Source organism: Mycobacterium sp. PS03-16 (genome assembly GCF_004570325.1).
Taxonomy (GTDB): Bacteria; Actinomycetota; Actinomycetes; order Mycobacteriales; family Mycobacteriaceae; genus Mycobacterium.
On sequence record NZ_SPQO01000010.1, the window covers coordinates 34661 to 47854 of the forward strand.

Genomic DNA, 13194 nt, shown 5'->3' on the forward strand with positions numbered 1-13194 from the left:
GGCGTGACCGGACGAGCGTTCGGCGACGCCCCGGAGGCGAGGGGAGACGACCGTGAAGCGCTGCATCGCCGCAAGTTCGGCCGCGCTGGTGGTGGCCGCGGGCCTGCTCGGCTTCGCGCCGCCGGCCGCAGCCGGTTGCCTGTACGGCGGGCCGGTCATCAGCAAGTGCGACGGACCCGTGCAACCCGACGGCTCCTGGCAGCGGTGCGTGGGCGTCCCCAAGTACGTGCCCAGCGGATTCAGCTCCCACCTGGTGCCCGAGAAGCGGTGCGGGCTCATGGGTCCCGGCCGGCCTCAGGCCGACTCCCTGCTGGCGGATCCGCCGACGCACATCCCCGGCTGAGCCGGCCCGCACGGCCGGTCAGCCGAGGTTTACCGCGTAACCCGGACGGGAACCCAGCGGTCCATTCACAGTGGTGGGGCGAGTCCGGTGGGTGTCAGGTGTACCAGAATCCGCACGATGTGCGACACGACGACCCGCAATTGCGCGAGGTCGTGCGGTTCGCCGCCGCCGTCGCAGTGCTCGCCGGCGCCTTCCTCGCGCTGGCGGCGGTGTGGGTGAGTACCTGCGGCGGTTCGGTGGCCGACGCGCTGGCCTGCGGGCCGCCGCAACGGACGGCGCTGGCCGCCGGTGCGCCGGTGATCCTGCTGGCCGGTGCGCTGTGGGCGTTCGTGCGCGGCCACCAGAACCGCAGGCGCAGTCAGGCCTGGTGGACGTGGCAGGTCGCCGGCCTCGGCCTGATCGCGTTGACCCTGCTGGTCGCCGCGACCAGCATGCCCGGCCTCGCCGGTCCCGCGGTCCTGGGGTGACACCGACGGGTGGCACGTATCGGTCGGTGGTACCGAGCCGCCGTCGTTTCGCGGACTCGGCCACCGGGTAGGTGTAGGTGTGCCGAAGGAGGAGTACCGATGAAGAGTCCTGAAGATCCCGTTGATCATGCGCGGACCACTCGTCCGCATGCCGGGGAGACGATGAAGGACACCAAGAACATGCCGGCGCTGGTGCTGCTGGGTGTGGCGTTGGTGGCGTTCGTCTCCGCGCTGGCCGCCCATGCGACCTCGAATCACACCGTCGGTGTGATCCTCGGCTGCATCTCGGCGGTGGTGCTGCTGGTGTCCGGCGCGTGGTTCATGATCGAACACCGCCGGGTGCGCAACATCGAAGAGCGCTGGCACGCCGAGCATCCCGGCGCCCAACCGCAGCGCCCCAGCGCCTGACCCGCTGACACGAGAAAGGCCCAGCCGATCGGCTGGGCCTTTTCCGTGTGGTCCTACTGTTCGGACTTCTGGCGCTCCTCGGCGGCCTTCGCGCCGGCGCGCGCCGACTCCGCCTCGGCTTCCTTGCGCGCGGCATCCTGCTGCGCGTCGGCCTTGTCCTGCTGGGCCTTGCCCTCTCGGACCATGTCATCGCGGCCGGCGACGGTGCCGACCGTCTCCTTGGCCTTGCCCTTCACGTCCTCGACGACGCCCTTGATGCCTTCTTCCGGGCCACTGTTCTTCTCGGTCATGCTCACCTTTCCGTGTGTCGGACACCTCGACGAATGGGGTGCCCTCACCGTTCCCGCACTAAACGGACGTCAGGAGGTGGACCCACCCAGCGCGTCCTCGTCGCCCAGTGCCTTCATCACCGCGCTCGGTCCGTCGAAGCTGTCCTTCTTCAGGCCACGCAGCGTCTGCACCAGTTCGTCATCGGCGCCGTTGCGCGACGCGTGCTCGGCGAGATCATCCGCCGACCCCGGGTAGTCGAAGCCGGCCAGGCACTTCTGTACTTCTGTCACTTGGTATCCCATGCCCACGCGGTACCCGGCGCCGACACGGCGAAACGTCGGCGGCTCAGCCGGGGAGGGTCTCGCCGCCGATGGGGGCGAGCACCTCGCCGCTGTAGTACGACGACAGCCGCTCGGCGGCGAAGAACACGTAGGACGGGGCGATCTCATCGGGTTGAGCGGCGCGGCCGAACGGCACCTGACCGCCGAACGACTCGGTCTTCTCGGCGTCCATGGTGGCCGGGATCAGCGGCGTCCACACGGGACCGGGCGCCACGCAGTTGACCCGGATCTTGCGGTCGGCCAGGGACTGCGCCAGCGAGTACGTCAGCGCCAGCACGGCACCCTTGGTCGCCGAATAGTCCATCAGCGTCTTGTTACCGCGCAGACCGTTGATCGAGCTGGTGTTGATGATCGCGCCGCCGTCGGGCAGGTGCCGCAACGCCGCCTTGGTGACCAGGAAGAAGCTGTCGATGTTCACCGCGAAGGTGCGGCGCCACTGCTCGTCGCTGATCTCGGTGAAGTCCTCGACGGGGTTCTGATAGGCGACGTTGTTGACCACGATGTCCAGCCCGCCGAACTCGCCGGCCGTGCGCTCGACGACCGTACGGCACTGCTCGGCCTCGGCGAGGTCCCCGGGCAACTGCAGGCACCGACGCCCGCAGGCCTCGACCAGCGAGGCGGTGTGCTGTGCGTCCTCGTGTTCGTCGAGGTACGCGATCGCCACGTCGGCGCCTTCCTTGGCGAACGCCACCGCGACCGCCCGGCCGATACCGGAGTCACCGCCGGTGATCAACGCGCGTCTGCCCGCCAGCAGGTCGCGGCCGACGTAGTCGCGCATCTCGTCGCGGGGCTGCGAGGACATCTCGGAGGTCGACCCGGGATAGGAGATGACGCCGCCGGGATCAGGAATGGGTGGGGTGGATTCAGCCATGTCCGCGGGGGTAACCCGGCGATGGCCCCCCAAACGCGGCCGACGCGGAGGCTGCATCCACTTCGCGAACCCTTCGATGGCCAGATCGCGAAATCTCTAACCGTGGAGGTTTGGCGATAAGTGCCCCGGGTACGACCGCCTCATGTCGTCGGTCACCGAGCGCTCCATCCTGGCGTGGCATGTGCACGGGTCCTGGATGCAGTCCCTGGTGGCCGGTCGGCACCGCTATCTGGTGCCGGTCACCGCCGACAAGGGCGCCGACGGCCGCGGTCTACTGGGCCGGAACTGGGCGCGGGCCCAGGAGATCGACTCCGACCGGCTGCGCGACGAGGACATCGATCTGGTGGTCCTGCAACGAGCCGAGGAGCTCGATCTGGCCGAGCGCTGGACCGGGCGCCGCCCGGGCAGCGACGTGCCCGCGGTGTTCGTCGAACACAACGCGCCGCGGCCGTACGCCGTGGACAGCGTGCACCCGCTGGCCGAACGCCGCGACATCCCGGTCGTGCACGTCACCGACTTCAACCGGCTGATGTGGGACACCGGGGTCGCGCCCACCGTGGTGATCGACCACGGCATCGCCGATCCCGGACTGCGGTACACCGGTGAGATCGCGGTCGCGGCGACCATGATCAACGAGCCGCTGCGGCGCTGGCGCACCGTCGGCGCCGACCTTCTGCCGACCCTCGGTGCCGGCACCCCGATCGACGTGTGGGGGATCGGCACGGCGGGGCTGGCCGACAAGGCGTGGCCCGGTGTGCGGCCGCAGGGCGACGTGCCGGGACCACAGCTGTGGCCCGAGGTGGCGCGCCGCCGGGTGTTCCTGCACACGGCGCGCTGGACGTCTCTCGGACTGTCGCTGTTGGAGGCGATGTTCCTCGGAATGCCGGTGGTGGCCGTCGCCTCGACGATGGCGCCGCTGGTCGTGCCCGCCGAGGCGGGTGTGGTGAGCGCGGATGTCAAGCAACTGGCAGCCGCGCTGGAACAGTTCGTGTCCGACCTGCCCGCGGCCACGGCCGCGGGCAAGGCGGCGCGCGATTTCGCGATGGCGCACTTCTCGCTCGACCGGTTCCTCGCCGACTGGGACCGGTTGATCGACGAACTCTGCGCGTGATTCCGCGAGGGAGGAAGCCGATGAAGATCGCAATGGTTTCCGAGCATGCCAGCCCCTTGGCTGCGCTCGGTGGTGTCGACGCCGGCGGGCAGAACGTTCACGTGGCCGAACTCTCGGCGGCGATGGCGCGCCGCCATCACGACGTCACCGTCTACACCCGCCGCGACGATCCGGACCTGCCCGAACGGGTGACCACGCCGCAGGGTTACGACGTGGTACACGTGCCGGCGGGGCCGCCGCGGCAACTGCCCAAGGACGACCTGCTCGAACACATGGGCCCGTTCGCCCGCTTCCTGGATCAGCACTGGAAGGTCGACCGGCCGGACGTGGCGCACGCGCACTTCTGGATGTCGGGGATCGCCACGCAGCTCGCGGCCCGTCACCTCGATCTGCCCGCGGTGCAGACTTTTCACGCGCTCGGCGTGGTCAAACGCCGGCACCAGGGCGCGCAGGACACCAGCCCGCAGGACCGGCTGAAGCTGGAGGCGATGGTGGCCCGCACCGCGACCTGGGTGGCGGCCACGTGTACCGACGAGGTGTTCGAGCTGATGCGGCTGGGCCGTTCCCGCAACCGGATCTCGGTGGTGCCGTGCGGTGTGGATCTCGACCTGTTCACCCCCGACGGGCCGCGCGCCGAACGCGGTGCGGCCCGGCACCGGATCGTCAGTGTCGGAAGATTCGTGCCGCGCAAGGGGTTCGACGTGGTGATCCGTGCGCTGCCCGCCATTCCCGACGCCGAACTGGTGCTCGTCGGCGGACCGGACCGCGCGGAGGTGGACGCCGATCCCGAGGCCCGCCGGCTGCGGGCGCTGGCCGAGGAACTCGGTGTCAGCGACCGCGTGGTGTTCCAGGGCGCGGTGGCCCGCGCGGACATGCCCGCGATGCTGCGGTCGGCCGACGTGGTCGCCTGCACACCGTGGTACGAGCCGTTCGGCATCGTGCCGCTCGAGGCGATGGCCTGCGGGGTGCCGGTGGTCGCCGCCGCGGTCGGCGGAATGCTCGACACCGTCGTGCACGACGTGACCGGTAGGCTGGTGACGCCCAAGCGGCCGGGCGAGGTCGCCGACGCCGTCAACATCCTGCTGCGCGACGAGTTCCTGCGCCAGAGCCTCGGTGCGGCCGGCCGGGACCGGGCCCGGGCCCGCTACTCGTGGGACCGGATCGCCGCAGACACGTTGCGCATCTACGACCGGCTGGTCCCGGCCGAGCACGAACGGCCGGCGTCGGCGGTGCCGCCCGCGACGTCCGTGTCGTCGGTATGACGGGGCTAGGCGGTCTCCAACAGCGCCAGCGCCCGCTCCACCCGGGCGGGCAACCGGCGCCGCGCGCCGAGCACGGCGGGCAGGCGGCGCACCGCTTCGCCTGCGGCCCTGGCATGGTCGGCGTCGCGCAGCGTGGCGCCGAGCAGGGTGCCGGTGGCCCGCACGCAGTGCCCGGCGGGCCGGCGCAGCCACGTGGTCAGTACGTCGTTGCGCATCACCCGGGCGGCCTGCGCCGCGGTGGTGGCGCGCACCTGCGACGGCTGGTGCATCGCCACCAGCGCCGGGTAGTAGCACAGGTCCCAGCCGAGCGTGGCCATGTCGACCGCCAGCAGCATCTCCTCACCGCGGAAGTGCAGGATCTCGGAGAATCCGCCGGCCTGTTCGAACGCGGTCTTGCGCACGATCGCCGCGCAGGACATGAACCCGAGAATCGCCGGCCCGGGCAGGTGCGGTGGATGGCCGAGCGGGCTGTCGGCGAGCATCGTGCTGAACGCATCCACCTCGTTGCGGGGCAGCACGATGGTGCGTGCGGCGAGCAGACCCACCCCGGGATGAGCGTCGAACGTCTGCTCGGCGATCGCGGGAGCGTCGGGCTGCCACCACGAATCATCGTCGCAGAAGGCCACATACGGCGTGCGGGCCGCAGCGACGCCCGCGTTGCGGCCGACCGCCCCGCGATTGGTGTCGAGCTCGATCAGCCGTACCCGGCCCGCCGCGCGGCCGGCGATCCGTGCCACCACTGCAGCGGAGTCGTCGCGAGAGTCGTTGTCCACCACGACGATCGGGCATGCGGTGGTATCCAGCAGCCGGTTCACCACGGTGGCCAGCTCGTCCGACCGGTCCCGGCTGGCGATCACGAACGTGGTCCGAGGCGAATCATGTTGTCCCATGGTCGGACTCCTTACCCGGCCGCTGCCAGCGCAAACAGCGTTTCTCCTACTACCCTGGGGGTATTTCCGCGTGGTGCATGAGATCAAACGTGCCCTGGTGCTCGGTGGCGGCGGCTTCGTCGGCGGTCACCTGTGCGAACGGCTGCTGGCCTCCGGCGTCGAGGTCACCTGCGTCGACGACCTGTCCACCAGTGCGCCCAACGCCGAGAACATCCTTCGTGACCACTCCGGGTACCGGTTCGTGCGCCACGACATCACCCAACCGCTGACCGCGCTGGGCCTGCGACCCGGGATCGACACCGTCTTCAACCTCGCCTCGCCGGCGTCGCCGGCCGACTATCTGCGCCTGCCGGTGCACACGCTGCGCACCGGCGCGCTGGGCACCGCCAACGCCCTCGACTTCGCCGAGGCCAACGGCGCCCGCCTGGTGCTGGCCTCGACCAGCGAGGTCTACGGCGACCCATTGGAGCATCCGCAGGTCGAAACATACTGGGGGAACGTCAATCCGATCGGTCCGCGCAGTGTGTACGACGAGGCCAAGCGCTACGCCGAGGCGTTGACGTTCGCCTACCGCCGCGGCCGGGACGCCGACGTCGGCGTGGCCCGGATCTTCAACACCTACGGACCGCGGATGCGTTCTGACGACGGCCGCATGGTGCCGACGTTCTGCCGGCAGGCGCTGGCCGGCGAGCCGATCACCGTGACCGGATCGGGTCGGCAGACCCGGTCGCTGTGCTTCGTCGACGACACCGTCGACGGTCTACTGGCCCTGGCTCGCTCCGGGTGTGCCGGCCCGGTCAACATCGGCAACCCGCACGAAGTGACCGTGCTGCACATCGCGGAGCTGATCCGGGACCTGGCCGGCGGTGCGTCGGACATCGCGTTCCTGCCCGCGGTCGAGGACGATCCGCAGCGACGGTGCCCCGATATCACGGTGGCGCGTGAGGAACTGGGCTGGCAGCCGCGGATGGCCTACCGCGACGGGCTGGCCCGCACCGTGGAGTGGTTCCGGACGTCATCACCGAGTTACGCAATCGCCCAGGCGAAGACGGCGAGTTAGGAGACAACCGATGCGGATTCTCGGCATCAACGCGGTGTTCCACGATCCCGCCGCCGCCCTGGTGGTCGACGGGCAGATCGTGGCGGCCGCCGAGGAGGAACGGTTCTCCCGGCGCAAGCACGGCAAGCAGGCCGTGCCGTTCTCCACCTGGGAGCTACCGGTGCAGTCCGCCCGCTGGTGCCTGGAGCAGGCCGGTCTGACCCCGGCCGACCTGGACGCGGTCGGCTATTCCTACGAGCCGCGGCTGATGGACGAATCCACCGAGGGGATGGCCGGACTCGACCGCGACTGGGAGTACCTGCGCACGCTCTACGCCGAGCGGGCGCCGCGCTTCCTGCAGTCCGCGCTGCCCGGTCTGGATCCCAGCATCGTGCGCCATGTGCGCCATCACGTCGCGCACGCGGCGTCGAGCGCGCTGGCCTCGCCGCACCCCGACTGTGCGGTGCTGGTGGTGGACGGTCGCGGCGAGCGGGCGTCGATGCTGGCCGGCGCGTACCGCGACCACAAGCTCGACGTGCTGGCCACGCAGTCGCTGCCGCACTCGCTGGGGCTGTTCTACGAAGAGCTCACCGAGCACCTGGGTTTCGCGCGGTCCAGCGATGAGTACAAGGTGATGGCGATGGCGTCCTACGGCACGCCGCGCTTCGCCGACCGGCTGCGGGAACTGGTCCACGCCACCGGCGACGGCGGCTTCCGCACCGAACCGGTGGACTGGGAGTCGTTCACCCCCAAGCGCAAAGCGGGCGCAGGCAAGGGCCACGCGCTCGACCGGCCCGAGCCCGAGCACGCCGATCTGGCGTGCAGCGTGCAGCTGGTCGTCGAGGAGGTGCTGCTCGACCTGGTCGGTTGGCTGCGGGAGCGCACCGACACCGACAGCCTCTGCCTGGCCGGCGGCGTGGCACTCAACTGTGTCGCGAACTCGAAGATCTTCGCCCGCGGCGGGTTCGACCGGGTGTGGGTGCAGCCGGCGGCCGGTGATTCCGGGACCGCGCTGGGCGCCGCGCTGTCGCTGGCCGGCGAGGCCGGAGAACCGATCGTGCCGATGCCGTCGGCGTCGCTGGGTCGCGGCTGGTCCGACGACGAGATCGAGGCGGTGCTGCGTGAGGCGGCGGTGCCGTTCGAGCGGCCCACCGACTTCGCCACGGCCGTCGGCGACGCGCTGGCCGACGACAAGCTGATCGGCTGGTTCCAGGGCCGCGCCGAATTCGGCCCGCGGGCGCTGGGCAACCGGTCGCTGCTGGCCGATCCGCGGCGCATCGAGAACCTCGAGCGGCTCAACACCGTCAAGGGCCGCGAGCAGTTCCGGCCGGTCGCGCCCATGGTGCTCGCCGACCGGGCGGCCGAGATCTTCTCCGGCGGACCGATTCCCAGCCCGTACATGCTCTTCGTGCACGAGGTCGCCGAGGAGTGGCGCGCACGCATCCCCGCGGTCACCCACGTCGACCACACCGCGCGCATCCAGACCGTCGACGACAGTCACCCCGTGCTGCACGCCACGATCAGCCGGTTCGCGGAGCGGACCGGGGTGCCGGTGGTGGTCAACACCAGCTTCAACACAGCGGGGCGGCCGATGGTCGACAGCCCCCGCGACGCCCTCGAGTGCTTCGGCAGCAGCCCCATCGACGTCCTGGCCATCGGCCCCTTCCTGGTGCGGAGGCCGGTGTGACGGAGGCGAAGACCGCATCGTTCTCGATCGTCATCCCGACGATCGGGCGGGAATCGCTCTACCGGCTGCTGAGTGCGCTGGAATCCGACCGTGGTCCCCGGCCCGAGGCGGTCATCGTCGTCGACGACCGACCCGACGGGCCCGCTCTGCGGATCGCGGGAGAGCTGCCGGTCACCACGCTGCGCAGCGGTGGCCGCGGCCCGGCCGCCGCCCGCAACACCGGCTGGCGGCATGCGCGGACCCGGTGGGTCTGCTTCGTCGATGACGACGTGGTGCCCCAGCCCGGGTGGCTCGCTGCGCTGGCCGCGGACCTGCGCGGCGCCGACGCCGAGGGCGCCGCCGGATCGCAGGCGGTGCTCGAGGTGCCGCGCGCCGAAGGCCGCCGGGCGACCGATGACGAGAAGCGCACCCTGCGGCTCGCCGACGCCCGGTGGATCACCGCCGACATGGCCTACCGGCGCGACGTGCTGGTGGCGGTCGGGGGATTCGACGAGCGATTCCCGCGCGCGTACCGCGAGGACTCCGACATCGCGCTGCGAATCACCCTGCAGGGCAACACGATCATCCAGGGGGAGCGCCGCGCCACCCATCCCGTCGCGCAGGCGTCGTTGATGAGCAGTGTGCGCGCCCAGATCGGCAACCGCGACAACGCGCTGATGCGCCGCAAACACGGCCGCCGGTGGCGCAGCGCGGTCGGCGAGGGCCGCGGCCGGATGCCCGCGCACACTGCGACCACCGCGGCCGTGGTCGTCGCCGGGATGGCGGCGCTGGCCGGGCGCCGACGCGCGGCCGCGTGGGCCGGGTCGGCGTGGGCGGCGCTCACCGTCGAGTTCGCCATGCGCCGCTTCCTCGCCGGTCCCCGCACGCCCGGCGAAGCCGTGCGCATGCTGTTCACCAGCGCCCTGATTCCGCCCGCGGCGGTGTGCCACCGGATTCGCGGGGAGTGGGCGTTCCGCTCGGCGCGGCGGGATCCGCCGCTGGCGGTGCTGCTCGACCGCGACGACACGATCATCGAAGACGGGCCCTATCTCAACGATCCGGCCGGAGTCCGGCCGATGCCCGGCGCCGCGGGCGCGCTCGACCGGCTGCGGGGCCGCGGTCTGCTGCTCGCGGTGGTGACCAACCAGTCCGGCGTCGCGAAAGGTCTGATCAGCACCGAGCAGCTCGCCGCGGTCAACGCCCGCGTCGAGAAGGAACTCGGGCCGTTCGACTCGTGGCAGATCTGCGTGCACGACAACGACGACGGCTGCGGCTGCCGCAAACCGGCGCCGGGAATGGTGCACGCCGCGGCGAAGGCGCTCGGTGTCGACCCGCAGCGCTGCGTGATGATCGGCGACACCGGCGGCGACGTCAACGCCGCGCTGTCGGCGCGCGCCGATGCGGTGCTGGTGCCGACGGATCGCACCCTGCCGCACGAGGTCACGGACGCGCGCAGCCGGGCGCGGGTGGCGGCGACGCTCGTGGATGCGGTGGAACTCGTCCTCCGGGATTGCCGATGAGCGCTTGCGCGAAGAGGAGAAGGTCCCGATGAGCCGGGCATTGGTGGCGAGGCTGGACAGCGCGGGGGACGTGCTGATCACCGGGCCCGCGGTGCGCGCGGTCGCCGCCGCGCACGACGGGGTGACGTTTCTGGCCGGGCCGCGCGGCCGGGCCGCCGCCGAACTGCTGCCCGGGGTCGACGAGGTCGTCGAATGGCAGGCGCCCTGGGTCGATTTCGACTCCCCGGAGCTCACGGCAGGCCACGTCGAATCACTGATCAAGCAGCTGCACGACATCAAGCCGGACCGCGCCTTCATCTTCACCTCGTTCCACCAGTCCCCGCTGCCGCTGGCCCTGATCCTGCGGATGGCCGCGGTGCCGTGGGTGGGCGCGATCAGCGTCGACTATCCGGGCACGCTGCTGGACCTGCGCCACCACGTCGACGACGGTGTGCCCGAGCCGGAGCGGGCGCTGTCGCTCGCCACCGCCGGGGGGTGCGCCCTGCCCGACGGGGACGACGGTGCGCTGCGGGTGCACCCACCCGCGCCGCTGCCCGCCGACCTGGCCGAGGCCGTCGGCGACGGCCCGTACGTGGTGTTCCATCCGGGCGCCGCCGTGCCCGCCCGCATGCCCACCGCCGCGCGCAGCGCCGCGATGGTCGCCGCGCTCACGGCCGCCGGACACCGGGTGGTGGTCACCGGTGGCGCCGGCGAGTGCGACCTGACCCGCACGGTCGCCGGCGCGGTCGCGGTCGACCTCGGGGGCCGCACCGATCTGTCCACGCTCGCCGCGTTGTACGCCGCCGCCGCGGTGGTGGTCGTGCCCAACACCGGTCCGGCCCACCTGGCCGCCGCCGTCGGCGCCCCGGTGGTGTCCCTGTTCGCGCCCGTGGTGCCCGCGTCGCAGTGGAGCCCCTACGGCCGCAACGTCGTCCGGCTCGGCGATCAGGAGGCGCCGTGCCGGCTCACCCGCGCCCGCACCTGTCCGGTGCCCGGTCATCCGTGCCTGGACGGGATCACCGACACCGACCTGCTCGCCGCGGTCGATCGATTGGGAGGAGAACCATGATCGAGACGCATTTCTGCGCGCTCAGCGACGCGGTGGACCGTATCGGGGGTGAGGCGCCACGGCTGACCGCGTGGGGCCGACATCTCGCCGGGGTGCTCACCTCGGGCGGTCGGTTGCTCGCCTGCGGCAACGGCGGCAGCGCGGCCGAGGCCCAGCACCTGACGGCCGAGATCGTCGGCCGCTTCAAGGACGAGCGGATACCCCTGTCGGCGATCTCACTGCACGCGGACACCTCCGCGCTCACCGCGATCGCCAACGACTACGGCATCGAGGAGATGTTCGCCCGGGGGGTGCGGGCCCACGGCAGGCCCGGCGACGTGCTGGTCGCGTTGTCGACCAGCGGCACCAGCCCGAACGTGCTGGCGGCGGTGAAGGCGGGCCACGAACTCGGGATGACATCGTGGGCGCTGACCGGGCCGGCCCCGAACCCGCTCGCGGCCATGTGCGACGACGCGATCTGCGTCGAGGCGCCCACCACGGCCACCGTGCAGGAGATCCACCTGATGCTGGTGCACGCCCTGTGCATCGCGCTCGACGACGTCATCCTGGGGGCGACCAATGGCTGAGCCGCTGGTGATCATCGGCGATTCCATGCTCGACGTGGACGTCGAGGGCAACGCCACCCGGCTCAGCCCGGAGGCGCCGGTCCCCGTGGTGGACGCGGAGCGGGTCTGGCACCGCCCCGGGGGTGCGGGGCTGGCCGCGGTGCTCGCCGCTCGCGCCGACCGGGACGTGGTGCTGGTGACCGCGCTCGCCGACGATGCCGACGGCCGGTCGCTGGTGACGCTGCTCGAGGACGCCGGCGTGCGGGTGGTGGCGCTGCCCATGACCGGGAGTACGGTGTGCAAGACCAGGATCCGCGCCGGTGGGCAGTCGATGCTGCGGCTGGATCACGGCGACGGCACCGCCGCGGGCGGCGATCTCCCCGCCGAGGTGCGTGACGTGCTCGACGGCGCGCGCGCGGTGTGCGTCGCGGACTACGGCCGCGGGGTGACCGCCCACCCGGGGGTCCGCGCGCTGTTGACCGAGGTGGCCGAACGGGTGCCGATCGTGTGGGACCCGCATCCTCGCGGGGCCGTCCCCACCCCGGGCTGCTGGCTGGTCACCCCGAATCAGTCCGAGGCCGAACGGTTCTCCGAACGCGGGGACAGCGATGCGCACTCCGCGGAGCGGTTGCGACAGCGCTGGCGGGCGCACGCGGTGTGTGTGACCCTCGGCGCCGGGGGAGCGGTGCTGGCCAGTGAGGCGGGCAGCGTGCACATCCCCGTGCCCGCCGCGGCCGGGGCGTCCCACGGCCGCCGCGACACCTGCGGCGCCGGTGACCGGTTCGCCGTCGCCGCCACCCAGGCGTTCGGCGCCGGGGACGACGCGGCGGCGGCGGTGTCCGCCGCCGTGGAGGCGGCGAGCCGCTTCGTGGCGACCGGCGGTGCCGTCGGGGTCTCCCAAGCGGTCGCCGTCGACCAGACCCGGCCGGGCGCAGCCCAATCCGGTGCGCTGACCGGGTCTGTCACCGAGGTGCGGGACCGGCTGCGGCGGCGCGGCGGCACCCTGGTGGCCACCGGCGGGTGCTTCGACCTGTTGCACACCGGCCACGTGCGGCTGCTGCACCAGGCCCGCCAACTCGGCGACGCGCTGGTGGTGCTGTTGAACTCCGACGATTCTGTCCGTTCGCTCAAGGGGCCGCGCCGTCCCGTGATGGCCGCCGAGGACCGGGCCCGGGTGCTCGCCGCGCTGGCGTGTGTCGACGCGGTGGTCATCTTCGACGAACACTCCCCGGAGGAGGCGCTGGAACGGCTGCGGCCCGACATCTGGGTCAAGGGCGGCGATTACACCGAGAACGACCTGCCCGAAGCCGGTGTGGTGCGCAGGCACGGCGGCGAGATCGTGCTGCTGCCCACCGTCGCGGGCTACTCCTCATCCAACCTGATCGCCGCGGCGCGATCGTGACTCGAAAAGGA

General features: G+C 71.9%; 15 protein-coding genes. 11 read left to right on the forward strand and 4 right to left on the reverse strand.

All coding sequences use genetic code 11. The annotated features are described in order from the left end of the window. Positions 1–52: 52 nt before the first annotated feature. The 3 genes from E4P42_RS10980 to usfY all read left to right on the forward strand — a co-directional run bounded on the left by E4P42_RS10980 (position 53) and on the right by usfY (position 1218). Entirely contained in the window at positions 53–343 is a 291-nt protein-coding gene (locus tag E4P42_RS10980; protein WP_135126088.1) for a hypothetical protein, read from the forward strand. A gap of 119 nt (positions 344–462) precedes the next feature. Next, positions 463–810 carry a hypothetical protein gene (locus E4P42_RS10985; protein WP_245233975.1) on the forward strand — a complete coding sequence of 116 codons (348 nt, stop codon included), beginning with the start codon at positions 463–465 and terminating at the stop codon, positions 808–810. A gap of 99 nt (positions 811–909) precedes the next feature. Next, entirely contained in the window at positions 910–1218 is a 309-nt protein-coding gene (gene usfY / locus E4P42_RS10990) for a protein UsfY (protein WP_135126091.1), read from the forward strand. A gap of 53 nt (positions 1219–1271) precedes the next feature. Here usfY and E4P42_RS10995 read toward each other — a convergent pair whose 3' ends face one another. The 3 genes from E4P42_RS10995 to E4P42_RS11005 form a co-directional block, all read right to left on the reverse strand. Further along, complete coding sequence (locus E4P42_RS10995) at positions 1272–1508, reverse strand: CsbD family protein (RefSeq protein ID WP_135126093.1); 237 nt, start codon at positions 1506–1508, stop codon at positions 1272–1274. Between the two features lie 69 nt (positions 1509–1577). Then, positions 1578–1778, reverse strand: coding sequence for a DUF2795 domain-containing protein (locus E4P42_RS11000; protein ID WP_245233976.1), 201 nt, complete (start codon positions 1776–1778; stop codon positions 1578–1580). 55 nt (positions 1779–1833) lie between these two features. Next, the gene (locus E4P42_RS11005; RefSeq protein ID WP_135126097.1) at positions 1834–2700 is read right to left on the reverse strand and encodes an SDR family oxidoreductase; all 867 of its coding nucleotides are present in this window, start codon (positions 2698–2700) and stop codon (positions 1834–1836) included. Positions 2701–2842: 142 nt separating this feature from the next. On the opposite strand from E4P42_RS11005, the gene E4P42_RS11010 reads away from it, so the two are divergent. Both E4P42_RS11010 and E4P42_RS11015 read left to right on the forward strand, forming a co-directional pair. Further along, positions 2843–3811 (forward strand): glycosyltransferase, encoded by a 969-nt coding sequence (locus E4P42_RS11010; RefSeq protein WP_135126099.1) that lies wholly within the window; start codon positions 2843–2845, stop codon positions 3809–3811. Between the two features lie 20 nt (positions 3812–3831). Further along, positions 3832–5073, forward strand: a complete 1242-nt coding sequence (locus E4P42_RS11015; protein WP_135126100.1) for a glycosyltransferase — start codon at positions 3832–3834, stop codon at positions 5071–5073. Between the two features lie 5 nt (positions 5074–5078). Here the strand turns inward: E4P42_RS11015 and E4P42_RS11020 are convergent, their stop codons facing one another. Continuing rightward, positions 5079–5963, reverse strand: coding sequence for a glycosyltransferase family 2 protein (locus E4P42_RS11020; protein WP_135126102.1), 885 nt, complete (start codon positions 5961–5963; stop codon positions 5079–5081). Between E4P42_RS11020 and E4P42_RS11025 the strand changes: the two genes are divergently transcribed. Genes E4P42_RS11025 through rfaE2 form a run of 6 tightly spaced genes read left to right on the forward strand, consistent with a single transcriptional unit; the run spans position 5962 to position 13183 of the window. Beyond that, on the forward strand, positions 5962–7023 hold the full coding sequence (locus E4P42_RS11025; RefSeq protein ID WP_135126104.1) for an NAD-dependent epimerase/dehydratase family protein: 1062 nt from the start codon (positions 5962–5964) through the stop codon (positions 7021–7023). The two genes, E4P42_RS11020 and E4P42_RS11025, sit on opposite strands and share 2 nt — an antisense overlap. 10 nt (positions 7024–7033) lie before the next feature. Further along, on the forward strand, positions 7034–8689 hold the full coding sequence (locus E4P42_RS11030) for a carbamoyltransferase C-terminal domain-containing protein (protein WP_135126106.1): 1656 nt from the start codon (positions 7034–7036) through the stop codon (positions 8687–8689). Next, the gene (locus E4P42_RS11035; RefSeq protein WP_135126107.1) at positions 8686–10188 is read left to right on the forward strand and encodes an HAD-IIIA family hydrolase; all 1503 of its coding nucleotides are present in this window, start codon (positions 8686–8688) and stop codon (positions 10186–10188) included. Before E4P42_RS11030 ends, E4P42_RS11035 begins: the two co-directional genes overlap by 4 nt. 28 nt (positions 10189–10216) lie before the next feature. Further along, the gene (locus tag E4P42_RS11040) at positions 10217–11236 is read left to right on the forward strand and encodes a glycosyltransferase family 9 protein (protein WP_135126108.1); all 1020 of its coding nucleotides are present in this window, start codon (positions 10217–10219) and stop codon (positions 11234–11236) included. Beyond that, positions 11233–11802 (forward strand): SIS domain-containing protein, encoded by a 570-nt coding sequence (locus tag E4P42_RS11045; RefSeq protein ID WP_135126109.1) that lies wholly within the window; start codon positions 11233–11235, stop codon positions 11800–11802. Before E4P42_RS11040 ends, E4P42_RS11045 begins: the two co-directional genes overlap by 4 nt. Next, positions 11795–13183, forward strand: a complete 1389-nt coding sequence (gene rfaE2, locus E4P42_RS11050) for a D-glycero-beta-D-manno-heptose 1-phosphate adenylyltransferase (RefSeq protein WP_135126110.1) — start codon at positions 11795–11797, stop codon at positions 13181–13183. The genes E4P42_RS11045 and rfaE2 overlap by 8 nt, the downstream gene beginning before the upstream one ends. Positions 13184–13194: the final 11 nt, after the last annotated feature.

Bases quoted from the DNA above. Each gene is read 5' to 3' on its own strand.
- usfY (WP_135126091.1), top strand. From the start codon at position 910: ATGAAGAGTCCTGAAGATCCCGTTGATCATGCGCGGACCACTCGTCCG.
- rfaE2 (WP_135126110.1), top strand. From the start codon at position 11,795: ATGGCTGAGCCGCTGGTGATCATCGGCGATTCCATGCTCGACGTGGAC.
- E4P42_RS11045 (WP_135126109.1), top strand. From the start codon at position 11,233: ATGATCGAGACGCATTTCTGCGCGCTCAGCGACGCGGTGGACCGTATC.
- E4P42_RS11030 (WP_135126106.1), top strand. From the start codon at position 7,034: ATGCGGATTCTCGGCATCAACGCGGTGTTCCACGATCCCGCCGCCGCC.
- E4P42_RS11040 (WP_135126108.1), top strand. From the start codon at position 10,217: ATGAGCCGGGCATTGGTGGCGAGGCTGGACAGCGCGGGGGACGTGCTG.
- E4P42_RS11005 (WP_135126097.1), bottom strand. From the start codon at position 2,700: ATGGCTGAATCCACCCCACCCATTCCTGATCCCGGCGGCGTCATCTCC.
- E4P42_RS11010 (WP_135126099.1), top strand. From the start codon at position 2,843: ATGTCGTCGGTCACCGAGCGCTCCATCCTGGCGTGGCATGTGCACGGG.
- E4P42_RS10995 (WP_135126093.1), bottom strand. From the start codon at position 1,508: ATGACCGAGAAGAACAGTGGCCCGGAAGAAGGCATCAAGGGCGTCGTC.
- E4P42_RS11015 (WP_135126100.1), top strand. From the start codon at position 3,832: ATGAAGATCGCAATGGTTTCCGAGCATGCCAGCCCCTTGGCTGCGCTC.
- E4P42_RS11025 (WP_135126104.1), top strand. From the start codon at position 5,962: ATGGTCGGACTCCTTACCCGGCCGCTGCCAGCGCAAACAGCGTTTCTC.
- E4P42_RS11020 (WP_135126102.1), bottom strand. From the start codon at position 5,963: ATGGGACAACATGATTCGCCTCGGACCACGTTCGTGATCGCCAGCCGG.